We start from the raw sequence: 24,421 nt of genomic DNA on the forward strand, positions 1-24,421 counted from the left end.
TCGCGCGGTTGCCCGACAGGCGGCAAGATGCCCGCACTTTTTCGGAGAACCGCCATGCGCTCGGTCAACGCCCTCACGTCTGTCGTCCTGTTGCTGCTCGGCCTCGGCTGCGTGGCCCTGGCCCTGGGCAGCCAACATCCCCAGCCGCTGATCCTGGCCGCCGTGGTCTGCCTGGCCGCCTTCGCGCTGCAGGAGCCCGAGGTCCTGCCCGGTCCTCAGTCGCTGCGCGCCTGACGCCCCCGCAGACCGCTTCTCAGCTGTTGCAATGCTCGCCTGAGCGCGGCCGGGTCCGGCTGCCGACCGGCATAGCGCTGGGCCTGGAATTCCTCGGCGAAGGCGGCGATCTCCGCCCGCGCCGCGGGCAGGGCCACTATCGCCCGCTGGGCGAAGCGACCGGCGGGCTCGCCGCTGTGGCGAATCACCCCCTGGCGCGCCAGCAGTCGCTCGAACTGGGCGAAGCGCGCCAGCAGCGGATCCCGTTGCCGCTGCCAGGGCTTGAGCACCAGCAGCGCCATCACGCCGAGCAGCCCCAACACCGCCGCCGCCAGCAACAGCCCCAGGCGTTGCAGCGAGCCCTCGCCCAGCAGGCGCTTGAACACCTCGCCCTGGGTATCCCCTTCGTAGTTGAGCACCCAGCGCTGCCAGCCATAGTTGATCCTGTCCCAGCTCAGCCGCAGGCTGGTGAGCCACGCCAGATTCCGATAGCGATCGGCGGCGAAGGGATTGTCGGCGAGGAATTCGTTGGCCGCGCCCTGGGCCGCCAGCGCCTCCTGCAAGCCACGCTCGACCCGCTCGGGCGCCACCTGGGCGGTGGGATCGACGCTGACCCAGCCGCGCTCGGGCAGCCAGTATTCCACCCAGGCATGGGCATCGAATTGCCGCACCAGCAGGTAACCGCCGGCCGCGTTGAATTCACCGCCCTGGTAGCCGGCCACTACCCGCGCGGGTATGCCTGCCACCCGCAGCGCGAAGGTCATGGCGCCGGCATAGTGGGCGCAGAAGCCGCGACGGTTGTAGAACAGGAAGGCGTCGATGGCATCGACGCTCGCCGTGGGCGGTTGCAGGGTGTAGACGAAGGGCTGCTGGCGGAAATAAGCCAGGATCGCCCCGGCCAGGGCCTCGGGCGCCGGATAGCGCGCCTTGAGCTGGGCGACCCAGGCGCGGGTTCGGGGTTCGCCCCCGCTGGGGAGTTGCAGCGCACGGCGCTGGCTGGAGGCGGATAGCCGGCCGGGCTCGCGCAGTGCCTGGGGCCAACTGGTCGCCCGATAGAGCAGCGCCTGGTCCACCGGCCGTCGGCGTTGCAGATGGAAATCGCTGGCCAGGCGCACGTCGCGCTGGTCACTGCGCGCCACATCCAGCCCATAGAGCCAGGGCCGCCCGCTGGGTTCCATGATCACCTGGTACGCAAGGCTCGGCCCGCGGGGCGTCCAGGCCGGCTCCGGGCTCCAGGCCGTATCTGGATCGACCGACCAGCGCGTGCCATCGAAATGTTCGTAGGTGGTGGCGCGCCAATAGAGGTCGCGCTGCGCCGGCCGTTCGCCGTCGAAGCTGACGCGGAACACCCGCTCGGCGGATTGCGAGAGCTGGGCAATCTCTCCGGGCGCCATGCTGTCGCCCAGCCCGGTACGCGCCTGGTCACCGGGTTGCGGTAGCGACCACAACGGACCGATCCGCGGAAACACCAGGAACAGCAGGAGCATCAGCGGCACCGCCTGCAACAGCAGGGAGCCGGCGACCTTCAGGGTGGCCAGCGGGCGGCTGGCCAGGGCACTCTGCTGCAGGCCGATCAGCGCCGCCACCAGGGCGGTCACCGGCAACAGGCTGTAGAGCGCGGCGAGCAGGCCGTCCTCGAACAGATAGGCGATCACCACGGCGAAGAAGCCCAGGTAGATCACCACCAGCGCATCGCGCCGGCTGTGCATCTCGATCAGCTTGAGCGCGAAGGTCACCAGCAGCAACACGGCGCCGGCATCCAGGCCGATGAAGGAGCCGCGCGACAGCCAGATGCCGCCCATGGTCAACAGCAGCAGCCCACCTTTCTCGATCCGCGTGGGCGCCCGGATCTTCATGCGGAACAGCAGTACCCGCCAACCGGCACAGAAGGCCCAGAGCAGCCCGACCCAGGGCGGCAGATGGGTGAGGTGCGGCAGGATCACCAGCGCCTGGGCCACCAGCAGCCAGACCAGGGCGATACGCGGGATGGGTTGCGGGATGCTGGCGCTCATACCGGACGCCCGAACAGGGCCAGGGCCTGGAGCGCCGCGTCGCGCTGGTTGTCACCGCTCGCCGGGCTCAGTTCGACGCCAGGTAACCGCAGGCCGAATCTCAATTGCCGCGCGCTGCAGTCCAGCACCGCCTGGCACAGCCAGGACAGCCGCGTCTCGGTATCGCCATCGAGCACGCTGAAATCCAGCCAGAGTTCGCTGCCCGCCAGGGCGGTGAAGTCCTTCACCAGCAATCCCTGGCCGCGGGAAAAGGCTTTCCAGTCCAGCCGCCGCCGCGAATCACCCGGCTGATAGGGCCGCAGCCCCTGGAAGTCATCGGCGCCCTGCCCCGCCTGGCGCTGGCCTTCCTCGCCGCCCCTGTCCTCGCCACTGCGCGGCGGCGGCGCTGCCTCCAGCGGTCGCGGATAGACCAGGGCGCGCACGTCCAGATCCAGCCAACTCCAGGCGACGAACAGGCCCAGGGGAAAGCGGCTCTCTACCCGCAGGCGTTCGGGCCTGAGCCAACCCCGCTTCGGCGCCGGATGAAAGACCTGTAGCGCCACGCTCTCCCCCGTCGGCACATCGCTCTGGATCAGCGGTTCGCCGGGCCAGCCCAGGGCGATGGCCTGGTGCGCGCGCCGATCGCTTTCCAGGCGCAGGCGAAAGCCCGCCGCCTCCCCGGCGAACACCGGGCTGGCGCCGCCACCGGCCAGTTGCAGACCGGCCAGGTTGCGATAGGTGTGCAGCATGGCCACCAGGGCCAGGGAGAACAGCAGGAAGGTCAGGCCATAGGCCAGGCTGTTCTGATAGTTGATACCGGCCAGCAGCATCAGCAGCAAGGCCACGGCGAACGCCGCTCCCTGGCGGGTTGGCAGGATGAAGATCCGGCGCTGATCGAGGGTGATGCGATTGGCCGGCGGTATCCGCCGCGCCAGCCAACCGTCTCGATAGCGCTGCCAGGCACTGCCGGTCACAGCGCCGGGACTTCGCGCAGCAGCCATTGCACCAGGGCGCCGCCGCCGTGCCCGGCCGGGTCGGCGATATCGCGCAGGCGATGCCCCGCCACCGCCGGCAGCACCGTCTGGACATCCTCGGGCAGCACATGGTCGCGGCCGGCCAGCAGCGCCCAGGCCCGCGCCGCCGCCAGCAGCGCCAGGCTGCCGCGGGGTGACAGCCCCAGGGCGAAGGAGGCCTGGGTACGGGTCGCCTCCACCAGGCGCAGCACATAGTCCACCACCGCGTCGCTGGCATGGATGCGCGGCACCTCGGCCTGGATCAGCCGCAGCTGGGCATGATCCAACAGCGGCTCCAGCCGCGGCAGCTGCTCGCGCCCGGAGCCGCCGAGCAGCAGCGCCCGCTCCGCGGCGCGGCCCGGATAGCCGAGCGACAGCCGCATCAGGAAGCGGTCGAGCTGGGATTCCGGCAGGGCGAAGGTACCGCCCTGGGAGACCGGATTCTGGGTGGCGATGACGAAGAAGGGCTCGGGCAGCGGCCGGGTGGCACCCTCGATGGTCACCTGCCCCTCTTCCATGGCTTCGAGCAGTGCACTCTGGCTCTTCGGCGTGGCCCGGTTGATCTCGTCGGCCAGCAGCAACTCGGCGAACACCGGTCCGGGATGGAAGACGAACTGGCCGCTGTCGCGATCGAACACCGAGGTGCCGAGGATATCGCCGGGCAACAGATCCGAGGTGAACTGGATGCGTTGGAAGGACAGCCCCAGCACCCTGGCCAGGGCATGGCTGAGGGTGGTCTTGCCCATGCCGGGCAGGTCCTCGATCAGCAGGTGTCCCCGCGCCAGCAAGCAGGTCAGCGCCAGCCGTACCTGGGTTTCCTTGCCCAACAAAACGCCGTCTACCGCCTTGAGACAGGCGTTCAACCTATCGTGCATGCCCTGAGGTCTCTCGCCTTGTGCCGGCGCGAGAAGGCGCCGGCCTGCAAGACGAGAATAGCAGCACCTTTTGCCGATACCCGCAGGCGAGGAGTTTTAGCGCTTATTTCAGGCTGGCGAGAATCTCTTCCACCGCCCGCGCCGGATCGGCCGCTCGGGCGATGGGGCGACCGATCACCAGGTAGTCGGAGCCGGCATCCAGGGCTTCGCGTGGGGTGAGGATGCGGCGCTGGTCGTCCAGGGCACTGCCGGCCGGGCGGATGCCGGGGGTGACCAGTTGCAGCGCCGGTTGCGCGGCCTTGAGCGCCGGCGCTTCCTGGGCCGAGCACACCAGGCCGTCCAGACCGGCACGCGCGGCCAGGCCGGCCAGGCGCAGGACCTGCTCCTGGGGATCCACGTCCAGGCCGATGTCGGCCAGGTCCTCGCGCTCCATGCTGGTCAGCACGGTCACGCCGATCAGCAACGGCTTGGGTCCCTGGAAGGCTTCCAGGGTCTCGCGACAGGCGGTCATCATGCGCAGGCCGCCCGAGCAGTGGACGTTGACCATCCAGACGCCCATTTCCGCCGCGGCCTTGACCGCCATGGCAGTGGTGTTGGGAATGTCATGGAATTTCAGATCGAGAAAGACCTCGAAGCCGCGCTTACGCAGCGCCTCCACCACCCCGGCGGCGCTGGCGGTGAACAGCTCCTTGCCGACCTTGACCCGGCAGGTGGCGGGGTCGAGCCGGTCGGCCAGGGCCAGGGCGGCGGACGACGAAGGGAAATCCAGGGCGACGATGATCGGAGACGAACAGGCGGACATGGGGGCTCTCGGTAAAACGGCAAAGGCCGGCATTTTCGCAGAAAAGCGCCGCGCGGGCACTTGGCAGCTGCCCAAGTTGCCTCAATTCGGCCGTAGCAGCCGTTCCCGCAACCAATTGCCCGCCGGCCCCAGCGGCCTGCGGCGCGACCAGACCACATCCACCGCTACCCGTTGCGGCCAGCCCGGCACCGCCAGCTCCACCAGGCGCTCCTGGCCGAATCCCGCCACGACCCAGTGCGGCAGTTCGGCCCAGCCGAAGCCCTGCACCGCCATGTCTAGCAGCAGCAGGTAGTCGGGCGCGGACCAGCAACGGCCACGGGTATCCGGCAGGCGACAGGGCTGGGACGGCGCCTCGGTCACGGTACTCAGGCGCAACAGCCGATAGGGCGCGAGATCCGCCTGGGTGAGCCCCTGCCGCCCCGCCAAGGGATGCTTGGTCGCCACATAGAGCCCCAGCGCCACCAGGCCATCCAGGGTGGCGAACTCGATGTCCGCAGGATAGGGCGGCTGCGCGGCCAGAAGGCCCAGATCCGCCCGCCCTTGCACCAGGCTGAGCACATCGGCGTCCTCGGCGATCAGGCATTCGAATTCGAGATCCGGATAGCGCTGGTCCAACTCCACCAACAGCGCCTCGTAACGGGTGGGCTGATAGGTATCGGAGATCACCAGGGTCAGCCGCGGCTCCACCCCCGCGGCCAGTTGGGTAGCCCGATTGGCCAGCCGGTCGTGGGCCGACAGCACGGCGCGGGCCTGGTCGAGCAGTTGCTCACCTGCCACCGTGAGCACCGGATAGCGTCCCTGGCGATCGAACAGCACCACCCCCAGCTCGTCCTCCAGGCGGGCGATGCTCTCGCTGATGCTGGACTGCCGCTTGCCCAGCGTCCGCGCGGCAGCACTGAAAGAGCCTGCGGCAGCCGCTTCGACGAAGGCTTCCAGGGCTTCGGCATTGGGATACATATCGGCTCAGCCTATGGAATCCACTTTGATCCCCCAAGCTTAGCCGATGAGACTAGCAGCCTGTCCACTTGGGAGATGCCCTATGTCCATCGCTCTCACCCAGCGTTCCTCCGGCGCCCGCCTGCTGCATGCCGTGCTGTTCGAAGGCATCGCCATCCTGCTCTGCGCGCCGACCCTGGCCTGGCTGCTGGAAAAACCCCTGGTACACCTGGGTCTGCTCACCGCGGCCTTCTCCGCCGTCGCCATGCTCTGGAATCTGGTCTTCAACCTGGCCTTCGACCATCTGCAGCGCCGCCTGGGCTTCACTCGTGGCCTGTCCATCCGCCTGCTGCACGCCTTTTGCTTCGAAGGCGGACTGGTGGTGATGCTGGTACCGCTCGCCGCCTGGTGGCTGTCCATCGGTCTCTGGGAAGCCTTGCTGCTGGACCTGGGGCTGCTGCTGTTCTTCTTGCCCTACACCCTGGCCTTCAACTGGCTCTACGACCTGGGTTACGCCGCCTGGCGCAAACGCACGAACACCCCATGCCAGGCGCACTGATAAGCTTTGCCGTGGTCGAAGTCGTATAGCCACTCAAGGAGAAGACAGATGCCCTGGTACGCCTGGTTGATCCTGCTGATCGCCGTAGGCTCCGTGGTCGGCAGCCTACTGATGCTCAAGGACACCGCCCGTAAGGTGCCCCTGACCGAAGAACAAAAAGCCAAGATCCGGCAGCGCAATGCCGAGATGGACGCCAAGGAGGCCCAAGACCGCTGATCGTGCGTCCAGGCTCCAGCAGAAGAGGCCCTGTTACACCCGCGTGTGGCAGGGCCTCGTTGCATCAGGACTCCAGCGGCTCCTTGGTATTGACGTACTCGGGCACCTTGGCCAGCGGTAGGCTTCTTACCTGCTCACGGGTCGGCCCCTGGCGCTTGGGCAAGGGCTCCAGGCGCTGCGTCTCACCGCTCTCCAGGGCCCGCTCGATAGCTGCCAGTACCCGCACGTCCCGCCAACCCTCTTCGCCATCCATCTCCGGTTGGCGATCCTTGAGGATGCAGTCGGAAAAATAGGCCGTCTCGCCGCCGAAGTGATCGACCACCGGCGCCTTGTGCTCCGAGGTTTCGCCGCCCACCGTCAGGCGATAGCCGATGGCGACGCCCTCACCGAAACCGAAGCACGGCGAGGCCTCGATCTCGCCCTTGCTGCCGACCAGTTGGAAGCGCTCGGTATTGGGCCCGCTGAAACTGACGGTGAAACTGGCCAGCCGCTCTTCGGGAAAACGCAGCGTCACGGTTACAGCGTCCCAGGTAGTGACATCGCGCCCGGGCGTCCGCGCGCCGACCGCAGTGACCTCGATGGGCTCGTCGGCGAATAGCGAGCGCACGGCATTGAGCGGATAGGGCCCCATGTCGGTGACCGGGCCCGCCCAGAAACCATGCTGGGCGCGGTGATTGGCGGTGTCGAGCGGTTGGGCGAAGGTCGAGGTGAACAGCCGCGGATCGCCGATCTCGCCATTGCGCACCCGTTCGATCATCTCCACCGTACCCGGCTCGCAATGCAGCCGATAGGCGATCATCAGCTTGGCACCGGAGCGTTCGGCCGCGGCGTTGATCGCGCGGCACTCCGCTTCGCTGATCGCCATCGGCTTTTCCAGCAAGACGTGAATGCCGGCTTCCAGCGCCGGTACCGCGAATTCCAGATGGCGAAAATTGGGAGTCGCCAAGTAGATCGCATCGATCTCGCCCGACTTGAGCAGGGTCGGGAATTCCTCGTAGGTATAGCTCTTGAGTCCGTACTTGGCCGCCAGGTCCCGCGCCTTGATGGGGTCGCCGGTGACCAGGGCGGTCATCTCCGAATTGTCGGTCTGGCCCACCCCGGGCATGAAGGCGCCCTGGGAAATCCAACCGCCACCTACCACTGCATAACGAATCTTGCCTGTCGCACTGGGCATGGAAAGCTCCCGAATTCAGGCAGACGAGCTGTCCGCCACCTGAACTGTCGGCAAGCGGAAGGGCGATGAAGTTCCGAGGCCATGTTCAGCAGCGGCGCCCGGTCGCGGATAACTAGCGACGAAAGCGCAGCTCGACTTCCGCTCCTTCGAAATCGTCGCTGCGATCACGGCTGATCACGCGTCCACCTAGCTCGAAACGCCCGGCGTTGTCATCCCGATGGAACATTTCCGGCAGTAGGCCGGCTTCGGCAAGGGCCTTCTCGGATTGCTTTGGCGTGACTTGCCGCGACATCAGGGTTTGCGGCTTGGCGGCCTCGCTGGGAACGCTGAGATCCAGGGGGCGCTGGACGACGGGGACCTCTTTGGTCGAAGCAGGCTTTTTCAGCTGGGTGTTCTTGGCCAAGTCCTTTTTCTTCGGTGGCGGCGCAGGCAAGTCGAAAGCCTTTGCCGGCAGCGGATCCAGGCGCAGGGCACGCAGGTCGGCGGCGCTGTTCTGCCGTTCGCTCACCACAGGCGGCGGCGCGGTCGCAGCAGGGGAATCGACAGCCGAAGGTGCCTTGGCCGTTGCAGGCGGCGAGTCGTTATCGCAACCCGACATGAGCAACAGCAACGCCACCACCGGCACAGCCCCGTATCCGCGCATAGGTTCACCGTCCACTAGGCGCCGCGCCTCGACCGGGAGCGCGGCAGGATCAGTCACTACAACCGACCCGAGCGTTGTGGAGCGGGTTCCAGCTATTCCGCTAGGCGGCCAGGGTTTCCTGGCAGAGCTGACGAGCGAGCAGGCCGAGGGTCATCAGCGCCCGCTGGGCATCGCGGCCCCAGGGCAGCCCGCAGTTGAGGCGAATGCAGTGGTTGAACTGGTCGGTGTTGCTGAAGATCATGCCCGGCGCGATGCTTACCCCCTGATCCAGCGCTCGCTGGTGCAGCAGGCGCGTATCCACCCGCACCGGCAGGCTGACCCAGAGGATGAAGCCGCCATTGGGGCGACTCATCTGGGTGCCCTCGGGGAAATGTTCCTGGATCGCCAGCTGGAAGGCGGTCATGTTGCGCCGGTATTCCTGGCGGATGGCGCGCAGGTGGCGGTCATAGCCGCCGTTTTCCAGGTAGGCGGACACCCCCATCTGGGTCACGCTGCAAGCGGAGTGGGTGGTAAAGGTCTGCAGCCGGCAGATGTCGTCCTGGTAGGGACCGGCCACCACCCAACCGATGCGCACCCCCGGCGAGATGGTCTTGGAAAAGCTCGAGCAATAGATGACGCGCCCCTGCTTATCGAGGGCCTTGAGCGCCTTGGAGCCACTGTCATAGGTTAGCTCGCCATAGATGTCGTCTTCGACGATGGCGATGTTGCGCTCCGCCGCCAGCCGGAGCAGCTGCTTCTGCCGCGCCTCCGGCATGCTGCCACCCAGCGGGTTGCTCAGGCGGGCGGCCACCACCAGGGCCTTGACCGGCCATTGGCTAGCCGCCAGTTGCAACGCCTCCACGCTGAGCCCGGTGTCGGGATCACAGGGAATCTCGATCACCTTGAGGCCCAGCACCTCGGCCAATTGCAGCAGCCCGTAATAGGACGGTGACTCGGTGGCGATCAGATCGCCCGGCTTGGTCAGCACCCGCAACGACATCTGCAGGGCATCCACGCAGCCATGGGTAATCACCACCTCTTCCGGGCCCACCACCACCCCCGCATCGCGCAGGCGAATCGCCACCTGGCGGCGCAAGGGCTCGAAGCCCGGACTGTGTAGATAGGAAAAGGCTGCCCGGGCCTGGAAGCGGGTCACCTTGGACAGCTGCTGGTGCAACGCGCGCAGCGGCAGATAGTCGGGCTGGGGCACCGCCATGCCCAGGGGCACCACGCCCTCGCGGCGCGATTCGGCCAGCACCTGGTTGATGATCCCGGCACGGGTCACCAGGCTCGGCCGCTCCACGGTGGCGATGTCCGGCGTCGGCGCGGTCAGGGCGGGGGTCTGATGCACGTAGAAACCCGACTGTGGCCGCGCGCGGATCAGGCCCTGGTCTTCCAGGGTCGCGTAGGCCTGCAGGACGCTGGCATGGCTCACCCCCAGTTGCTGGCTCAACTTGCGCACCGAAGGCACCCGCTCACCGGGCTTGTAGACCCCGGTGCGGATGTCGTTCGCCAGTTGCTGGGCGATGCGCTGGTAGAGCAACAGGTTGGTCATGGCGTCTTCCTGGACGAGAGCGGAACAGTAGCAGGCTACCCTGAAGGTATACCGGTACAGCTGGTACTGACCTTAACGCTTCCATTCCCAACGCGGCAATGTCCAAAAACGACAAAGCAGCGGAAGGCTCCTGCTCGGTGCCAGAGGCTCTACGCTAAGCATTGGCGCGCCCATGAAAAAGCCCGCCAAAGGGCGGGCTTTTGCGAGCGGAAGAGCCTTAGATAGCCTTTTCCAGCTCCGGCACCAGCTCGAACAGATCGCCCACCAGGCCGTAGTCGGCCACTTGGAAGATCGGTGCCTCCTCGTCCTTGTTGATCGCGACGATCACCTTGGAGTCCTTCATGCCCGCCAGGTGCTGGATGGCACCGGAGATGCCCACGGCGATGTACAGCTGCGGGGCGACGATCTTGCCGGTCTGGCCGACCTGCATGTCGTTGGGCACGAAGCCGGCGTCCACCGCGGCGCGCGAGGCACCCACCGCCGCGCCCAGCTTGTCGGCCAGGGCGTAGAGGATCTTGAAGTTGTCACCGTTCTGCAGACCGCGGCCACCGGAGACCACCACCTTGGCGGCGCCCAGCTCGGGACGGTCGGACTTGGCCAGCTCTTCGCCGACGAAGCTGGAGATGCCGGCGTCCTTGACCGCGCTCACGGCCTCGATGGCGGCGGAACCACCCTCGGCGGCGACCGGATCGAAACCGGTGGCGCGCACGGTGATCACCTTGATCGGGGCGGTGGAACGCACGGTAGCGATAGCGTTGCCGGCATAGATCGGCCGCTTGAAGGTATCGGCGGATTCGACGGCGATGATCTCGGAGATCTGGTCGACGTCCAGCAGGGCCGCGACGCGCGGCAGGAAGTTCTTGCCGTTGGTGCTGGCGGCGGCCAGCACGTGGCTGTAGTTGCCGGCCAGTTCGACCACCAGCGGGGCGATGTTTTCCGGCAGCTGGTGGGCATAGGCGGTGTTGTCGGCCAAGAGCACCTTGCTGACGCCGGCGACCTTGGCGGCGGCCTCGGCGACCGGCTGGGCGTTCTGGCCGGCGACCAGCACATGGATGTCGCCACCGATGGCCTGGGCCGCGGCGACGGTGTTCAGGGTGGCGCCGAAGAGGTTGGCGTTGTCGTGGTCGGCAATGACGAGAATGGCCATCAGATCACCTTAGCTTCGTTCTTGAGTTTTTCGACCAATTCGGCCACGGACTTGACCTTGATGCCCGCCTGGCGGCCGGCCGGCGCTTCCACCTTGACCACCTCGTAGGAGGCCTTGACCGCCACGCCCAGGGCGTCGGGGGTCAGGGTTTCCAGCGGCTTCTTCTTGGCCTTCATGATGTTGGGCAGCGAGGCATAGCGCGGCTCGTTCAGGCGCAGGTCGGTGGTCACCACCGCCGGCAGCTTGAGCGCCACGGTCTGCAGACCGCCATCGATCTCGCGGGTCACGTTGAGGCCGTCACCGGCCTGCTCCACCTTGGAGGCGAAGGTGCCCTGGGCGAAGCCGGTCAAGGCGGCCAGCATCTGGCCAGTCTGGTTGTTGTCGCTGTCGATGGCCTGCTTGCCGAGGATCACCAGCTGCGGCTGTTCCTTGTCCACCACGGCCTTGAGCAGCTTGGCGGTGGTCAGCGACGACAGTTCGGCAGTGCCGGTGTCGATCAGCACGGCGCGATCGGCGCCCAGGGCCAGGGCGGTACGCAGTTGCTCCTGCGCCTGGGCGGGACCGGCGGTCACCACCACGATCTCGCTGGCAATGCCCTTTTCCTTCAGGCGCACCGCTTCTTCCACGGCGATTTCGCAGAAGGGGTTCATGGACATCTTGACGTTGGCCAGGTCGACACCGGTCTGGTCGGCCTTGACGCGGACCTTTACGTTGTAGTCCACCACGCGTTTGACAGCTACGAGAACCTTCATGAATCCCTCGATTTATTCTGGTGAATAAACAGGACGCCAAGGCGGCCTTGCGTTAGATACGACCCCTGTCGGTCCAACACTTCACGCGGCTGACAAACCTACTGCGCGTCCGCCATGCGGGTGCGTGCGGTGCTCGGAATCCTCATGTACCGCTCGTACACTGCGGTTCCTGCGCGCCGCACACACCCACCTGACAGCCGCTCGCGACGTTTTGTCAGCCGCTCTTGTTGCAAATTCTTCCTATGTTGACCTCCACGGCAGCAGGGGTCAACGCGACAGTCCGTCAGGGGTCAGTCGCTCCCGAGTCTAACAGGCTTGCAGAAAATTTAAACAAACGTTTGAATGGGTGCCAGGGAGCGCCACAGATATAATGAAGTCTTTTGTTGTACCCCTACATAAATAACCAGATCGTGAGTTTTGCCTGAGGAGAAGTGAGCCGTGGAACGCGAATACATGGAATTCGACGTGGTGATCGTCGGGGCCGGCCCCGCGGGCCTGTCCGCGGCCTGTCGCCTCAAGCAGCAGGCCACCGAGAAGGGCCAGGAGATCAGCGTCTGCGTGGTCGAGAAAGGCTCCGAAGTGGGCGCCCACATTCTCTCCGGTGCGGTCTTCGAACCCCGGGCGCTGGACGAGCTCTTCCCCAACTGGAAGGAGCTGGGTGCGCCGCTGAACACCCCGGTCAAGCGCGACGACATCTACCTGCTCAAGGACGAGCGCCAGGCCACCAAGGTGCCCAACTTCTTCGTGCCCAAGCCCATGCACAACGAGGGCAACTACATCATCTCCCTGGGCAATCTCTGTCGCTGGCTGGGCCAGCAGGCCGAAGCCCTGGGCGTGGAGATCTATCCCGGCTTCGCCGCCCAGGAACCGCTGATCGATGAGCAGGGCGTGGTGCGCGGCATCATCACCGGCGACCTCGGGGTGGATCGCGAAGGCCAGCCCAAGGAGGGCGTCTACACCCCCGGCATGGAACTGCGCGGCAAGTACACCCTGTTCGCCGAAGGCTGCCGTGGCCACCTGGGCAAGCAGCTCGGCCAGAGATTCAAGCTCGGCGAAGGCGCCGATCCGCAGCACTATGGTATCGGCATCAAGGAATTGTGGGAGATAGATCCGGCCAAGCACGAGCAGGGTCTGGTGATCCACACCTCCGGCTGGCCGCTGGACAAGGAAAATCCAGGCGGCTCCTTCCTCTATCATCTGGAAGACAACCAGGTGGTGGTCGGCCTCATCGTCGACCTGGCCTACAGCAATCCGCACCTGTCGCCCTATGACGAATTCCAGCGCTACAAGCACCACCCGGTGGTGGCCCAGTACCTGGAAGGCGGCAAGCGCGTCTCCTACGGCGCCCGCGCCCTGGTCAAGGGCGGCCTGAATTCCCTACCGAAGATGGTCTTCCCCGGTGGCGCCCTGATCGGTTGCGACTTGGGCACCCTGAACCCGGCCAAGATCAAGGGCAGCCACACCGCCATGAAGTCCGGCATGCTCGCCGCCGACGCCATCGTCACCGCCCTGGCCGCCGGCCGCGAAGGCGACGAACTCCAGGGCTACGTGGACGGCTTCAAGGGCAGTTGGCTGCAGGAAGAACTCCATGCCAGCCGCAACTTCGGCCCGGCCATGCACAAGTTCGGCCCGCTACTTGGCCCGGCCTTCGCCTTCGTCGAACACAACCTGCTGGGTGGCGCCCTGCCCTTCACCCTGCACGACCGGCGTATGGACCACACCTGCCTGAAGAAGGCCGACGAGGCCCCGCGCATCAGCTATCCCAAGCCGGACGGCAAGTTGAGTTTCGACAAGCTCTCCTCAGTGTTCCTCTCCAACACCAACCACGAAGAAGACCAGCCGGTTCACCTGAAGCTCAAGGACCCGTCGATTCCCATCGCGCAGAACCTGCCGCTGTACGACGAGCCGGCACAGCGCTATTGCCCGGCCGGGGTCTACGAGGTAGTCCGCGATGGCGGCGAGCCGCGCTTCCAGATCAATGCCCAGAACTGCGTCCACTGCAAGACCTGCGACATCAAGGACCCGGCGCAGAACATCACCTGGGTGGCGCCAGAAGGCAGCGGCGGCCCCAACTATCCCAACATGTAAGCGAATGAAGAAAGGGCCCCTCGGGGCCCTTTCTTCATTCGGCGGGAGCGACGGGAAAGAAGACGCCGCGACTCCAGACCCCGAGCCAATCCTGCCCTTCACGCTGCCCCTGCTCGACGCGCTCCATCAACTGGTAGAAGACCGCTCTATTGAGTCGGGCTTCCAGGCCACCACGCACCTGCACATAGGGCGCCGGCTGGCCATCCTGCTCGGCAAACCGCAGCGGATGCTCGGCACCTGCGGCAACCCGATCGCCCACGTTGGTCAGAAAATCCAGCTCCTGTTCTTGTCCGCTACCGCGCCACTCGACGTCCACCGCGAGAAAGGGCACGTCCTCCACCTGGATGCCCACGCACTCCACCGGCGTCACCAGCACGTAGCGTTCGGGGTCACGGCGCAGGATGGTAGAGAAGAGGCGCACCATGGCCGGACGGGTGATGGGCGTGCCCTGGTGATACCAGGTGCCGTCCCGGGCGATACGCATGTCGATGTCGCCGCAGAAGGGTGGATGCCAGAGGTGCACCGGCGGCAAGCTACCCTCCTGCACCGCCGGCAATTGCGCCAACAGATTGCGTGTCACGTCACCCTGGCTCACGTCCCGCTCCTCTACCTGGGGCCCAACCCGAGCAGACGTTGGGCGTATTGCTGCAGCGCCGGCGCCAAGAGGTTTTCCGGGCGTTCGTCGTAGAACGTCAAGAAGCCGCCGCGGCTACGAATGCGGGCGGTATCCACCAAGCGGAAGGTGGCGACCTCCACCAGCATCATCTGGACCACGCTACGATCGCGCCCGACGCGACCGATATCATCCTGATCCTCCATTTCCTCCCAGGTTCCGATGCGGTCATCCGCCGCGGCAAAGCGGGTATAGAGGAGGTAGTGGGCACCGAACTGGCGCGCCTCGGCCATGGCCTGGTCGAAGCCTTCCGGCTTGGGCGCCCGGCGCACCCGCGGGAAGTACTCGACGAAGCCATCGAAGGCCTCTTCCGCGACCACGTTGGGGCGGGCGTAGGGATAGCCCGGCGGGACGAAGGGCCCCTGGGCGATGTAGATGAAGGAATCGGCCTGCAAACGGAAGTTGTTCAGCCGCTGGGTATGGCTGTAATCCAGCAGCCCGGCGTCGCGCATCTGGTATTCCACACCCGATGCCATGTCGCTGACGCTCATGCAGCCGCCGAGGCCGAGCGCCAGCGCAGCCACTCCGAGAAAACGCAAACCCTGGATCATGAAAAGCCCCTGCCCGGCGCCAAGATGCCGTCGATGCAGAGGCTTTAGCAGCTTTCGCGCCAGCTCTGGACTCAACCGCCGATGATCTTCATCACCGTCACGCCACCGGAGAAGGCGAGGTCTTGCTTGTCGCCCAGGGCCTTGACCAGCAGTCGCTGCAAGGCGGGCAGCGCCAGGTGGCGGGGCTTGTCCAGCAGATCGCCGACATAGTGGCGATTGCTCGACGACAGGCAGCCGTGCAGCCAGCCGGTGGACGACAGCCGCAGGCGCGAGCAGGTCCGGCAGAAGGGTACGCTTTCGTTGGCGATGATGCCGAAGTGGCCGCCTCCTTCCACCCGGTAGCGCAAGGCGGTGGAATCCACCGGCGCATCGGCCTGCACATAGGCATGGCGCGAGCCGACGATCTCCAGCAACTCGGCCAAGGGCACCAACTGGTTGTTGAAGCTCACCGGGTCCTTGGCCAGATGGCCCATGCGCATGAGTTCGATGAACCTGAGTTCGAAGCCGCGCTCCAGGCAGTAGTCCAGTAGCGGCAGCACCTGGTCGAGATTCTGGCCGCGCAGGGGCACCATGTTGAGCTTGATCTTCAGCCCGGCCGCGCGCGCCTCTTCGAGACCGGCCAGCACCGTGGCCAGGTCACCACCGCGCGCCAGGCGCGGAAAGGCCTCGGCATCGAGGGTGTCGAGGGACACGTTCAGCCGACGGATGCCGTGATCGATGAGGAATTCGAGTTTGCGCGACAGCAGCTGGCCATTGGTGGTCAGGCTGATGTCCTTGAGGCCGAGCTGCGCCACGCGGGCGAGGAACGGCTCCAGCCGCGGCGTGACCAGGGGCTCGCCCCCGGTGATGCGCAGCCGCTCGATGCCGGCGGCATCGATCAGGTATTCCACCCCACGCGCCATGGTCTCGGCACTGAGTTCGTCCTGCGCAGCCACGAGTCGCTTGCCATTGGGCACACAATACGTACAGGCATAGTTGCAGGCCGCCGTGAGGCTGATCCGCAAGTTGCGAAACGCCCTACCCTGGCGGTCGACGATCATCTTGGGCACTCCACTAGAACAAGAGAAAAGGGATGGCACGGCATCCCTTGCCTCTATCGGACCCTAGGATCGGACAGGCGTTTCGACGTCCCGCTTGCGGCGATTGCCCATGCGGACGCCAATATCCATGAGGAACTGGAAGAAGCCCTCCTGATCCTCCAGCACGTCGCGCCAGAACGGCGAATGGTAAAGGGCCACGGCTCCATGCACCAGCGCCCAGGCCGCGCAGTAATGGAAATAGGGTGGCACGTCCTCGAGCTTGCCTTCGTCGATGCGGCCTTCGATCAGGCTGGTCAGCCGTTGGAAGTTGGAGGTGCGGATGCTGTGCAACTGCTCGACCAGTTCGGGCACCTGCCGCGTCTTGACCACCTTTTCCTCGAGCCGGTCGAACAGCCGGTAACGCTGCGGATCGCTCATGCGGAATTCGAAATAGGCGCGCGAGAGGGCTTCGCGGTCCCGGGCGACGTTGTCCGACTGGAACAGCTCGGCGAGATCCCTTTCGTAATCCAGCATCAGCCGCAGGTAGATCTCGGCCTTCGAATTGAAATGCTTGTAGATGGTGCCTTTGCCGATACCGACCGCCTCGGCGATCATCTCGACGGTGACGCTGTCTTCTCCTTCGGAGAGGAAGAGTTGCAGCGCGGTGTCGAGGATTTCCTGCTCACGGCGACGGAACTCGCGGACCTTGCGGGATTCTTTCTGCATGGCAGCCCACTTGTTGTTTTTGAAAAGGGATAGGGCCTCGAACTACCGGCCTCCCCTCGGCTTACCGGCACTTCGTCACACCTTGGGCGAGCTCGACCGACAGGATCGGTGAACCGCGCGGGCGCGCCCCTTATTATGCCCCATCACACCCAGATTGTACGGATCGAGTCAATGTCTTCCTGGAAGCACGAATTCCCTCAGGCCTACGCCATGCGCTATCTCAACCATGCGGCGGTAGCCCCCTGGCCCAAACGCGCCGCGCAGGCCGTCACCGAATTCGCCGCCGAGAACTGCCAGTACGGTGCGCGCAATTACCCGACCTGGCTGGGCCTGGAGCAGCGGCTGCGCGAGCGCCTGATGCGCCTGCTCAACGCCCCGGCGAGCAGCGACATCGCCCTGGTCAAGAACACCTCCGAGGCCCTGTCCTTCGTCGCCTTCGGCCTGGATTGGCAGAGCGGTGACCAGGTGGTGATCAGCGACGAGGAGTTCCCGTCCAATCGAGTGGTCTGGGAGGCACTGTCGCGTTTTGGCGTCGAGGTGGTGGAAGTGACCCTCGGGGAGACGCCCGAGGCCAATCTGCTGGCCGCCTGTGGTCCTCGTACCCGGCTGATGGCCATCAGCGCCGTGCAGTACGCCAGCGGCCTGCGTCTTGACCTGCCCACCCTAGGCCAGGGGTGCGAGAGCAAGGGCGTGCTGCTGTGCGTCGACGCCATCCAGCAACTGGGCGCCCTGCCCTTCGATGTGCAGGCCTGCAACTGCGCCTTCGCCATGGCCGACGGTCACAAGTGGCTACTCGGCCCGGAAGGCCTGGGGGTCTTCTACTGCCGCGCCGATCTGCGCGAGCAACTGAAGCTGCACGAGTACGGCTGGCATATGCTGGACAACGCCGGCGACTACAGCCAGCGTGAGTGGCAACCGGCGAAGACCGCCATGAGATTCGAATGCGGTAGCCCCAACATGCTCGGCGCCGTGGCCCTGGAGGCCAGCCTGTCGCTGCTGGAAGACGCTGGCATGACCCAGGTGGGCCAGGAGGTGTTGGCGCGGGTCGAACTGCTGGACAGCCAGATCCGCCAGCTGCCCGGTGCCGTCCTGCATTCGCCACTCGATCCGCAGCGCCGCTCCGGCATCCTCACCTTCTCCCTGGAAGGTTGGGACAACCGCCAACTGTTCGAGCGCCTCAAGACCGCCGATGTGGTCTGCGCCCAGCGCGGACCGGGCATTCGGTTGTCGCCGCACTTCTATACCAGCGAGCACGTGCTGGAACAGACCCTGGACCTGATCCGGGCGCTGGCGCGCTTCTAAGCCAAGAACCAGCCAGATAAGCCCAGTGCCAGAGCGGCGCTATTCCAAAACTGTTTAAAAAATGTCCAGCCCAGGCTGGACCTTTGCCCAGGCTGACCAATACTCAAGTGACTGGTCGCGCCGACCCCCGCGGCGAGATCCAGGCAGGCAGTCCGCCCATCCGGCGAACCGCTGGTCCGGCCCGGGTATCCGAGGATACCCGGGCCATTTTTTTGCGGGTCAAAGGACGGCGCGGGGAAACAGTCGGCGGAAGTTGGTCGTCGTCTGCTCGGCGAGGGTTTCCAGGCTGACACCACGGACATCGGCCAGGCACTGGGCGACCTCCACCACGAATTGCGGCAGGTTGGCCTTGCCTCTATGAGGCACGGGCGCGAGATAAGGCGAATCCGTTTCCACCAACAGGCGATCGGCCGGCACCTGGCGCGCCACCTCGCGCAGATCGGCGGCGTTACGGAAGGTCAGGATGCCGGAAAAGGAAATGTAGAAGCCCAGATCCAGGGCTGCCTTGGCCGTCGCCCAGTCCTCGGTGAAGCAGTGCAGCACTCCGGCGCCCGGCAGCTCGGCGGCGGCCAGCATGGCCAGGGTATCCGCCCGCGCCTCACGGGTATGGATCACCAGCGGCAACCCAGTACGCCGGGCAGCCTCCAGATGCAGGGCGAAGGAGCGCTGCTGGATCTCGGCGGTATCCGGCTGGTAGTGGTAATCCAGTCCGGTCTCGCCGATGGCCGCAACGCGGGGATGGGCCAGCCGTTCCAGCAGCCAGTCGAGATCGATGGCGCTGCCCTGGGCGGCATCCAGCGGATGGATGCCCACCGCGCAGTGAACGTCCGCATAGCGCTCGGCCAGGGCCTGCACCGTGGGCGCGTTGCCGGCATCGACGCCGATACAGAGGAACTGGCTGACGCCTCGCGCGCGCGCAGCGTCCAGCGCGGCGTCCAGGGAGCCGTCATGCAGGGAAAGATCGAGTCGATCCAGGTGACAGTGGGAGTCGACGAAATGCACGGAAAACCAGCCTTGAATCGGGAGACGCCCCGCCCCGAGCGGGACGGCGGCGCATCACATGGTATGGGTGGGACGGTCCGACTTCAGTGAGCCGGCCAGATAGGTTTCGATCTTGTTGCGGGCGGTATTGTCGCCATCGTTGAACTGCACGCCAACGCCCGCGGCACGATTGCCCTGGGCGCCCTTGGGCGTGATCCACACCACCTTGCCGGCGACCGGGATCTTGTCCGGTTCGTCCATCAGGTTCAGCAGCATGAAGACCTCGTCGCCCAGCTTGTAGGTCTTGCCCGTCGGGATGAACAGCCCGCCGTTGCGGATGAAGGGCATGTAGGCGGCGTAGAGCACCGACTTGTCCTTGATGGTGAGCGACAGGATGCCATTACGGGGGCCCAGGTTCTGCGGCAGACTCATGAGATTCTCTCGAAACAGGCGATGCGAGCGGATCGCTAGCGTCCAGGCACCAGGCCGGCCCAGCGGATCAACAGCGATTCCAGCAACAATACGCGGTTGAGGTTGGCTTTGCCCAGCACCTTCTGCCGCTCGGCATGCAGCCATTCCTGCAGGGCCAGTACCTCGTGTGGCGCGCTTTTCTCGGCCAGATAACCCAGCACCTTGGCCATGTCCGGCGCGGCTTCCCCGTCGGCGCCGCCCCACTGCTGGCGCAACACACCGTGGGTCCACTCGCAGAACCAGTCGAGCAACAGCGGCAAGGGCACGGCGTTCCAGCTCTCGGCCAGTTGGCTGGGCGCCGCCTGGCGCTTCAGCAGGCGTTTCACCCCCTCCACCACCTGGGCCCGCCGGGCGAGCACGTCTTCGCCGTGCAGGCGCAGCGCCGCCAAGGGCGAACCACCGGCCAGCACCAGCAATTGCGTACGGACCTCCTCGTCGAGCTCCGGCAGGCGCTCGCCCAGCCAGGTAAGGCTTTCCGCCCGCGTGGGCACCGGGCAGGCCTGCTGCACGCAACGACTGCGCACGGTCGGCAACAGGCGACTCGGTTGATGACTGACCAATAACAGCACGGTAGCACCCGAGGGCTCTTCCAGACTCTTGAGCAGGGCGTTGGCGGCGTTGAGGTTCATCGCCTCGACCGGCTCCAGCAGGATCAGCTTGCGCCCCCCCAATTGCGCGGTCTGGGTGACGAAGTCCACCAGCGCGCGGATCTGGTCGACGCGAATGGGCTTCTCGGCCTCTTCCGGCTGGACCACGCAGTAATCGGGATGGGTTCCCGCCTTCAGCAGCGCGCAGGCCTTGCACTGCCCACAGGCGGCTTCGCCCTGGGGCGCCTGGCACAGCAGCAGGCTGGCCAGCCGTTCGGCCAGATCGCGCTTGCCGATCCCGCGGGGACCGTGCAGCAGATAGGCATGCGGATGCTGTTGCCGGGGCCAGATCCGCGCCCAGAGCTCTGCCTGCCAAGGATAGACGTCAGCCACCGAGGCGCGACTCCAACCGGGCGACCAGCGCGCGCAGGTTCGCTTGCACCTCGGCCAGGGTGCGCGAGGCATCGATGATGCTGTAGCGCTCAGGCCTGGCCTGGGCGCGCTGCAGATAGGTCTGGCGCACCGCCTCGAAGAAGGCCCGCTGTTCCTGCTCGAAGCGGTCCAGGGCACCGCGTCGGGCGGCCCGGGCCAGGCCGATTTCCACCGGCAGATCGAACACCAGGGTCAGATCGGGTTGCAGATCGCCCAGCACGAAGGCTTCCAGGGTGGCGATGCGCTCGACCGGCACGCCGCGACCACCGCCCTGATAGGCGTAGGTGGCATCGACGAAGCGGTCGCAGAGCACCAGGGCGCCCCGCGCCAGGGCCGGCCGGACGACCTGGGCCAGGTGCTGGGCGCGCGCCGCGAACATCAACAGCAATTCGGTATCCACGGCCATGGGTTCAGCAGCCGGCGTCAGCAGGATCTCGCGGATCCGCTCCGCGAGGGGCGTGCCGCCCGGTTCACGGGTCAGCACCACCTCACGCCCGGCGCCACCCAGCAATTCGGCGAGATAGTCGCGGTTGGTGCTCTTGCCGGCGCCCTCGGGGCCTTCGAGGGTAATGAAGAGGCCGTTTCCGGTCATGGTGTGTCCTTGGTTTCGGGTGCCTGCGGCGCAGGACTCGAGCGATAGTCGGCGCGCCGCTTGAGTTGGAACTCCCGCACCGCCTGGTTGTGCGCCTCGAGATCCTTGGAGAAGACGTGGCTGCCGTCGCCGCGGGCGACGAAGTACAGGCTGTCGCCGTCCTTGGGGTGCAGGGCCGCGTGGATGGCTTCGCGTCCCGGCATGGCGATCGGCGTGGGCGGCAATCCCGGGTTGAGATAGGTGTTATAGGGCGAAGGCTCACGCAGATCCGCACGGGTAATGCGCCCGGTATAGCGCTCGCCCATGCCGTAGATCACCGTGGGATCGGTCTGCAACAGCATGCCAGCGGCCAGGCGGCGCACGAACACCCCGGCGATCTCATCACGCTCCTCGGGTACGCCGGTCTCCTTCTCCACCAGCGACGCCATGATCAGCGCCTGGTAGGGATCCTTGTAAGGGACGGTGGGATCGCGTTCCTGCCATTCCTGGTCGAGCACCGCCTGCAGGCGCTGGTTGGCCTGGCGCAGCAGCTCCGACTCGCGCTGGCCCTTCACATAGCGATAGGTATCGGGAAAGAAGCGACCCTCGGGGTACTCGCCATCCAAGCCCAGGCGCTTCATCAGGGCAGCATCGTCGAGACCTTCGGTGTCATGCTCCAGCTTGGGTTGCCGCGCCAGGGCGGCCCGGACCTGGCGGAAGTTCCAGCCTTCCACCAGGGTGAGGTTGTATTGCACCACCTCGCCCTTGCGCCAGAGCGCGAACAACTCCTGCACGGTCATCCCCGGCGTCAGGCGATATTCACCGCTGTGCAGGGTCTGCCCGGCGAGGTTGAAACGCCAATACAGCCGCAGCCAGAAGGCGCCATCCAGCACACCCTCGTCCTGCAGACGCAACAGACTGCCACCCGGAGTGGCACCCTTGTCGATCTCGAACAGTTGCTCGCCGTCGATCTTCAGCGGCTGAATCAGCGCTTGGTGCTGGCGCCAGCCAGCCAAGACCAGCAGCAGGCCGCCGGCTGCCAGCAGCGCCGTCAGCAGAGCTCTCGCCTTGCGCATCGGCTATTCCAGAATCTCGTTTATCGAACCTTGCAGTTTACGGGTCAGCGGCCCTACCGACCAGTTCGCGGCTGCGTACCGGCGCACGGGCCAGATACCGTATTGGCTATTGCAGAGGAAAACCTCATCGGCCCGCTGCAGGTCATCCAGTGTCAGCGACGACACCCGTACCCTTATGCCGTTCCGGGCGGCGATATCGAGGAGCAGACCGCGCATCACCCCCGCCACACCACAGTGATCGAGTGCCGGGGTCAGCAACTCGCCGGCGCGGATCAGAAACAGATTGCTGAATACCCCTTCGATTGGCCGACCGTCCTGGTCGAGCATCAGGCCTTCGGCGTACTCCGCAACGCTCCATTCAGCCCGGGCCAGCACCTGCTCCAGACGATTCAGGTGCTTGAGGCCGGCCAACAGGGGTTGCCGGGCCAGGCGCGTCGCGCAGGGATAGAGGGCGATACCCTCGACTCTATTGGCCTCGGGGTAGGCGGGCACTGGCGATCCCAGCAGCAGACGGCGTACCTCGGGTTCGGCCGGCGGCGCGTAACCGCGCAAGCCATCGCCGCGGGTGAGCAGCAGCTTGGCCACGCCCTCCCCCAGCAGCGCCGCATAGGCCTGGATCTCGTCACCTACCTGGGCAATATCGCAAGGGATATCCAGCCGCTGGCAACCCAGGGCCAGCCGTTGCAGATGGCGTTCCAGCAAGCACGGCTGGCCGCGGCGTACGGCGATGGTCTCGAACAGCCCATCGCCATAGGCCAGGCCCCGGTCACGTTGCAGCCCGGCGCCCAGCGGCTGGCCGTTGAGCCAGTCCTGGATCAAGCGTCGACGCGCCGGAACACCAGACTGCCGTTGGTGCCGCCGAAGCCGAACGAGTTGGACAAGGCCACCTCGATGGACCGCTGACGTGCCTCGTGGGGCACGAAATCCAGATCACAGCCGTCGCTGGGATTGTCCAGGTTGATGGTGGGCGGAGCCACCTGGTCACGCAGCGCCAACACCGTGAAGATGGCTTCCACCGCGCCGGCGGCACCCAACAGGTGACCGGTCATGGACTTGGTGGAACTGACGCTCAGGCGCTTGGCCTGATCACCGAACACCTGCTTGAGCGCGGCAACCTCAGCCAGATCGCCCGCTGGCGTGGAGGTGCCGTGGGCGTTGACATAATCCACCGCGTCGGGAGTGATGCCGGCATCCTTGAGGGTGGCGAGCATGCAACGGGCCGCGCCGGCGCCGTTTTCCGAGGGTGCGGTCATATGATAGGCATCCGCACTCATGCCAAAGCCGATCAACTCGGCATAGATGCGCGCGCCACGCGCCTTGGCGTGCTCGTACTCTTCGAGTACCAGGGCGCCAGCGCCATCGGACAGCACGAAGCCATCGCGATCGCGATCCCAGGGACGGCTGGCACGGGTCGGATCGTCATTGCGCGTCGACAGCGCACGGGCGGCACCGAAGCCGCCCAGGCCCAGACCCGAGGTCGCCATCTCCGAGCCACCGGCGACCATGACGTCGGCTTCACCGTAGGCGATGTTGCGCGCCGCCATGCCGATGCAATGCGTGGCCGTGGTGCAGGCGGTGGCGATGGCATAGTTGGGGCCCTGCAGACCCAGGTGGATCGACAGGAAACCGGACACCATGTTGATGATGGAACCCGGTACGAAAAAGGGGGAAATACGGCGCGGGCCCTGTTCGAGCAGCGATTGGCAATTCGCCTCGATATTGGTCAAGCCACCGATGCCCGACCCCATGGCGACACCAATGCGCTCACGGTTGTCATCGTTGACCTCGATACCGCTGTCGCGCATGGCCTGGAAGCTGGCAGCGAGACCGTATTGGATGAACAGATCCAGCTTGCGGGCTTCTTTCGCGGACAGATATTGCTCCACGTCGAATCCCTTGACCGATCCGCCGATCCGCGTGCTGAAGGCAGAGACGTCCATATGCTCGATCGGCGCAATGCCACTGCGGCCGGCAAGGATGCCTTCCCAGCTGCTGGCTACGTCCGCGCCAAGCGGCGATACCATGCCCATACCCGTGATCACGACACGTCTACGCGACACACCCAACTCCTCTTGTCCTTCCGGGGCGG

The 24,421-nt window shown here is 65.9% G+C and carries 26 protein-coding genes and 1 other RNA gene; 6 read left to right on the forward strand and 21 right to left on the reverse strand.

All coding sequences use genetic code 11. The annotated features are described in order from the left end of the window. The first annotated feature begins 27 nt into the window (after window positions 1-27). Window positions 28-234: a hypothetical protein gene (locus FAZ11_RS05310; RefSeq protein ID WP_193557483.1), complete on the forward strand. Its 207-nt coding sequence runs from the start codon at window positions 28-30 to the stop codon at window positions 232-234. Here FAZ11_RS05310 and FAZ11_RS05315 read toward each other — a convergent pair. The 5 genes from FAZ11_RS05315 to FAZ11_RS05335 all read right to left on the reverse strand — a co-directional run bounded on the left by FAZ11_RS05315 (window position 216) and on the right by FAZ11_RS05335 (window position 5,851). Beyond that, the gene (locus tag FAZ11_RS05315; RefSeq protein ID WP_058773583.1) at window positions 216-2,225 is read right to left on the reverse strand and encodes a transglutaminase TgpA family protein; all 2,010 of its coding nucleotides are present in this window, start codon (window positions 2,223-2,225) and stop codon (window positions 216-218) included. The genes FAZ11_RS05310 and FAZ11_RS05315 overlap by 19 nt on opposite strands. Continuing rightward, window positions 2,222-3,205 carry a DUF58 domain-containing protein gene (locus FAZ11_RS05320; RefSeq protein WP_058773582.1) on the reverse strand — a complete coding sequence of 328 codons (984 nt, stop codon included), beginning with the start codon at window positions 3,203-3,205 and terminating at the stop codon, window positions 2,222-2,224. The genes FAZ11_RS05315 and FAZ11_RS05320 overlap by 4 nt, the downstream gene beginning before the upstream one ends. Next, entirely contained in the window at window positions 3,175-4,092 is a 918-nt protein-coding gene (locus FAZ11_RS05325; protein WP_058773581.1) for an AAA family ATPase, read from the reverse strand. The genes FAZ11_RS05320 and FAZ11_RS05325 overlap by 31 nt, the downstream gene beginning before the upstream one ends. Window positions 4,093-4,195: 103 nt before the next feature. After that, entirely contained in the window at window positions 4,196-4,894 is a 699-nt protein-coding gene (pyrF, locus tag FAZ11_RS05330) for an orotidine-5'-phosphate decarboxylase (RefSeq protein WP_058764563.1), read from the reverse strand. 81 nt (window positions 4,895-4,975) lie between these two features. Continuing rightward, window positions 4,976-5,851: a LysR family transcriptional regulator gene (locus tag FAZ11_RS05335; protein ID WP_058768591.1), complete on the reverse strand. Its 876-nt coding sequence runs from the start codon at window positions 5,849-5,851 to the stop codon at window positions 4,976-4,978. Window positions 5,852-5,933: 82 nt separating this feature from the next. Between FAZ11_RS05335 and FAZ11_RS05340 the strand changes: the two genes are divergently transcribed. Both FAZ11_RS05340 and FAZ11_RS05345 read left to right on the forward strand, forming a co-directional pair. Further along, on the forward strand, window positions 5,934-6,389 hold the full coding sequence (locus FAZ11_RS05340) for a multidrug/biocide efflux PACE transporter (RefSeq protein WP_058773579.1): 456 nt from the start codon (window positions 5,934-5,936) through the stop codon (window positions 6,387-6,389). Between the two features lie 48 nt (window positions 6,390-6,437). Further along, on the forward strand, window positions 6,438-6,605 hold the full coding sequence (locus FAZ11_RS05345) for a DUF2897 family protein (protein WP_074528330.1): 168 nt from the start codon (window positions 6,438-6,440) through the stop codon (window positions 6,603-6,605). Between the two features lie 64 nt (window positions 6,606-6,669). On the opposite strand, the gene FAZ11_RS05350 is transcribed toward FAZ11_RS05345, so the two are convergent. The 5 genes from FAZ11_RS05350 to FAZ11_RS05370 form a co-directional block, all read right to left on the reverse strand. Continuing rightward, window positions 6,670-7,779, reverse strand: coding sequence for a Gfo/Idh/MocA family protein (locus tag FAZ11_RS05350; RefSeq protein WP_058773578.1), 1,110 nt, complete (start codon window positions 7,777-7,779; stop codon window positions 6,670-6,672). Window positions 7,780-7,891: 112 nt separating this feature from the next. Next, a complete protein-coding gene (locus tag FAZ11_RS05355) occupies window positions 7,892-8,479 on the reverse strand; it encodes a hypothetical protein (RefSeq protein ID WP_240043560.1) in 588 nt (195 codons plus the stop codon). A gap of 43 nt (window positions 8,480-8,522) precedes the next feature. Continuing rightward, window positions 8,523-9,956, reverse strand: coding sequence for an aminotransferase-like domain-containing protein (locus FAZ11_RS05360; RefSeq protein WP_058764573.1), 1,434 nt, complete (start codon window positions 9,954-9,956; stop codon window positions 8,523-8,525). Window positions 9,957-10,173: 217 nt separating this feature from the next. Continuing rightward, window positions 10,174-11,103, reverse strand: a complete 930-nt coding sequence (locus FAZ11_RS05365) for an electron transfer flavoprotein subunit alpha/FixB family protein (protein WP_058773576.1) — start codon at window positions 11,101-11,103, stop codon at window positions 10,174-10,176. Further along, window positions 11,103-11,855: an electron transfer flavoprotein subunit beta/FixA family protein gene (locus FAZ11_RS05370; RefSeq protein ID WP_027599021.1), complete on the reverse strand. Its 753-nt coding sequence runs from the start codon at window positions 11,853-11,855 to the stop codon at window positions 11,103-11,105. Before FAZ11_RS05370 ends, FAZ11_RS05365 begins: the two co-directional genes overlap by 1 nt. A gap of 144 nt (window positions 11,856-11,999) precedes the next feature. On the opposite strand from FAZ11_RS05370, the gene FAZ11_RS05375 reads away from it, so the two are divergent. Next, a non-coding RNA gene (locus FAZ11_RS05375) (sX9 sRNA) lies at window positions 12,000-12,075 on the forward strand. A 218-nt stretch (window positions 12,076-12,293) separates the two neighbouring features. Beyond that, window positions 12,294-13,943, forward strand: a complete 1,650-nt coding sequence (locus FAZ11_RS05380) for an electron transfer flavoprotein-ubiquinone oxidoreductase (RefSeq protein ID WP_058764577.1) — start codon at window positions 12,294-12,296, stop codon at window positions 13,941-13,943. Between the two features lie 34 nt (window positions 13,944-13,977). Here the strand turns inward: FAZ11_RS05380 and FAZ11_RS05385 are convergent, their stop codons facing one another. The 4 genes from FAZ11_RS05385 to FAZ11_RS05400 form a co-directional block, all read right to left on the reverse strand. Then, the gene (locus FAZ11_RS05385; RefSeq protein WP_058773575.1) at window positions 13,978-14,538 is read right to left on the reverse strand and encodes a DUF1285 domain-containing protein; all 561 of its coding nucleotides are present in this window, start codon (window positions 14,536-14,538) and stop codon (window positions 13,978-13,980) included. A gap of 11 nt (window positions 14,539-14,549) precedes the next feature. Beyond that, window positions 14,550-15,167: a DUF4823 domain-containing protein gene (locus FAZ11_RS05390; protein ID WP_137279168.1), complete on the reverse strand. Its 618-nt coding sequence runs from the start codon at window positions 15,165-15,167 to the stop codon at window positions 14,550-14,552. 71 nt (window positions 15,168-15,238) lie between these two features. Then, window positions 15,239-16,207, reverse strand: coding sequence for a GTP 3',8-cyclase MoaA (locus tag FAZ11_RS05395; RefSeq protein WP_058773574.1), 969 nt, complete (start codon window positions 16,205-16,207; stop codon window positions 15,239-15,241). Window positions 16,208-16,270: 63 nt separating this feature from the next. After that, complete coding sequence (locus FAZ11_RS05400) at window positions 16,271-16,912, reverse strand: TetR/AcrR family transcriptional regulator (protein ID WP_058764584.1); 642 nt, start codon at window positions 16,910-16,912, stop codon at window positions 16,271-16,273. Window positions 16,913-17,083: 171 nt separating this feature from the next. Between FAZ11_RS05400 and FAZ11_RS05405 the strand changes: the two genes are divergently transcribed. Next, complete coding sequence (locus FAZ11_RS05405) at window positions 17,084-18,214, forward strand: aminotransferase class V-fold PLP-dependent enzyme (protein WP_058773573.1); 1,131 nt, start codon at window positions 17,084-17,086, stop codon at window positions 18,212-18,214. A gap of 219 nt (window positions 18,215-18,433) precedes the next feature. Here FAZ11_RS05405 and FAZ11_RS05410 read toward each other — a convergent pair whose 3' ends face one another. Genes FAZ11_RS05410 through fabF form a run of 7 tightly spaced genes read right to left on the reverse strand, consistent with a single transcriptional unit; the run spans window position 18,434 to window position 24,392 of the window. After that, window positions 18,434-19,216 (reverse strand): TatD family hydrolase, encoded by a 783-nt coding sequence (locus tag FAZ11_RS05410; RefSeq protein ID WP_058773572.1) that lies wholly within the window; start codon window positions 19,214-19,216, stop codon window positions 18,434-18,436. Window positions 19,217-19,270: 54 nt separating this feature from the next. After that, window positions 19,271-19,627, reverse strand: coding sequence for a PilZ domain-containing protein (locus FAZ11_RS05415; RefSeq protein ID WP_058764591.1), 357 nt, complete (start codon window positions 19,625-19,627; stop codon window positions 19,271-19,273). 35 nt (window positions 19,628-19,662) lie between these two features. Further along, window positions 19,663-20,646 carry a DNA polymerase III subunit delta' gene (locus FAZ11_RS05420; protein ID WP_058773571.1) on the reverse strand — a complete coding sequence of 328 codons (984 nt, stop codon included), beginning with the start codon at window positions 20,644-20,646 and terminating at the stop codon, window positions 19,663-19,665. Further along, entirely contained in the window at window positions 20,639-21,277 is a 639-nt protein-coding gene (tmk, locus tag FAZ11_RS05425; protein ID WP_058773570.1) for a dTMP kinase, read from the reverse strand. Before tmk ends, FAZ11_RS05420 begins: the two co-directional genes overlap by 8 nt. After that, a complete protein-coding gene (gene mltG, locus FAZ11_RS05430; protein WP_058773569.1) occupies window positions 21,274-22,332 on the reverse strand; it encodes an endolytic transglycosylase MltG in 1,059 nt (352 codons plus the stop codon). Before mltG ends, tmk begins: the two co-directional genes overlap by 4 nt. Before the next feature lie 3 nt (window positions 22,333-22,335). Then, entirely contained in the window at window positions 22,336-23,148 is an 813-nt protein-coding gene (gene pabC, locus FAZ11_RS05435; RefSeq protein ID WP_193557140.1) for an aminodeoxychorismate lyase, read from the reverse strand. Beyond that, window positions 23,148-24,392, reverse strand: a complete 1,245-nt coding sequence (gene fabF, locus FAZ11_RS05440; RefSeq protein WP_058764599.1) for a beta-ketoacyl-ACP synthase II — start codon at window positions 24,390-24,392, stop codon at window positions 23,148-23,150. The genes pabC and fabF overlap by 1 nt, the downstream gene beginning before the upstream one ends. Window positions 24,393-24,421 lie beyond the last annotated feature (29 nt).

The organism is Pseudomonas rhizoryzae (assembly GCF_005250615.1).
GTDB lineage: Bacteria > Pseudomonadota > Gammaproteobacteria > Pseudomonadales > Pseudomonadaceae > Chryseomonas > Chryseomonas rhizoryzae.

What these genes read in the sequence shown, in the direction of transcription:
- FAZ11_RS05310 (WP_193557483.1), top strand. Translation starts at nt 28, where the DNA reads ATGCCCGCACTTTTTCGGAGAACCGCCATGCGCTCGGTCAACGCCCTC.
- FAZ11_RS05315 (WP_058773583.1), bottom strand. Translation starts at nt 2,225, where the DNA reads ATGAGCGCCAGCATCCCGCAACCCATCCCGCGTATCGCCCTGGTCTGG.
- FAZ11_RS05320 (WP_058773582.1), bottom strand. Translation starts at nt 3,205, where the DNA reads ATGGCTGCTGCGCGAAGTCCCGGCGCTGTGACCGGCAGTGCCTGGCAG.
- FAZ11_RS05325 (WP_058773581.1), bottom strand. Translation starts at nt 4,092, where the DNA reads ATGCACGATAGGTTGAACGCCTGTCTCAAGGCGGTAGACGGCGTTTTG.
- pyrF (WP_058764563.1), bottom strand. Translation starts at nt 4,894, where the DNA reads ATGTCCGCCTGTTCGTCTCCGATCATCGTCGCCCTGGATTTCCCTTCG.
- FAZ11_RS05335 (WP_058768591.1), bottom strand. Translation starts at nt 5,851, where the DNA reads ATGTATCCCAATGCCGAAGCCCTGGAAGCCTTCGTCGAAGCGGCTGCC.
- FAZ11_RS05340 (WP_058773579.1), top strand. Translation starts at nt 5,934, where the DNA reads ATGTCCATCGCTCTCACCCAGCGTTCCTCCGGCGCCCGCCTGCTGCAT.
- FAZ11_RS05345 (WP_074528330.1), top strand. Translation starts at nt 6,438, where the DNA reads ATGCCCTGGTACGCCTGGTTGATCCTGCTGATCGCCGTAGGCTCCGTG.
- FAZ11_RS05350 (WP_058773578.1), bottom strand. Translation starts at nt 7,779, where the DNA reads ATGCCCAGTGCGACAGGCAAGATTCGTTATGCAGTGGTAGGTGGCGGT.
- FAZ11_RS05360 (WP_058764573.1), bottom strand. Translation starts at nt 9,956, where the DNA reads ATGACCAACCTGTTGCTCTACCAGCGCATCGCCCAGCAACTGGCGAAC.
- FAZ11_RS05365 (WP_058773576.1), bottom strand. Translation starts at nt 11,103, where the DNA reads ATGGCCATTCTCGTCATTGCCGACCACGACAACGCCAACCTCTTCGGC.
- FAZ11_RS05370 (WP_027599021.1), bottom strand. Translation starts at nt 11,855, where the DNA reads ATGAAGGTTCTCGTAGCTGTCAAACGCGTGGTGGACTACAACGTAAAG.
- FAZ11_RS05390 (WP_137279168.1), bottom strand. Translation starts at nt 15,167, where the DNA reads ATGATCCAGGGTTTGCGTTTTCTCGGAGTGGCTGCGCTGGCGCTCGGC.
- FAZ11_RS05395 (WP_058773574.1), bottom strand. Translation starts at nt 16,207, where the DNA reads ATGATCGTCGACCGCCAGGGTAGGGCGTTTCGCAACTTGCGGATCAGC.
- FAZ11_RS05400 (WP_058764584.1), bottom strand. Translation starts at nt 16,912, where the DNA reads ATGCAGAAAGAATCCCGCAAGGTCCGCGAGTTCCGTCGCCGTGAGCAG.
- FAZ11_RS05405 (WP_058773573.1), top strand. Translation starts at nt 17,084, where the DNA reads ATGTCTTCCTGGAAGCACGAATTCCCTCAGGCCTACGCCATGCGCTAT.
- FAZ11_RS05415 (WP_058764591.1), bottom strand. Translation starts at nt 19,627, where the DNA reads ATGAGTCTGCCGCAGAACCTGGGCCCCCGTAATGGCATCCTGTCGCTC.
- tmk (WP_058773570.1), bottom strand. Translation starts at nt 21,277, where the DNA reads ATGACCGGAAACGGCCTCTTCATTACCCTCGAAGGCCCCGAGGGCGCC.
- mltG (WP_058773569.1), bottom strand. Translation starts at nt 22,332, where the DNA reads ATGCGCAAGGCGAGAGCTCTGCTGACGGCGCTGCTGGCAGCCGGCGGC.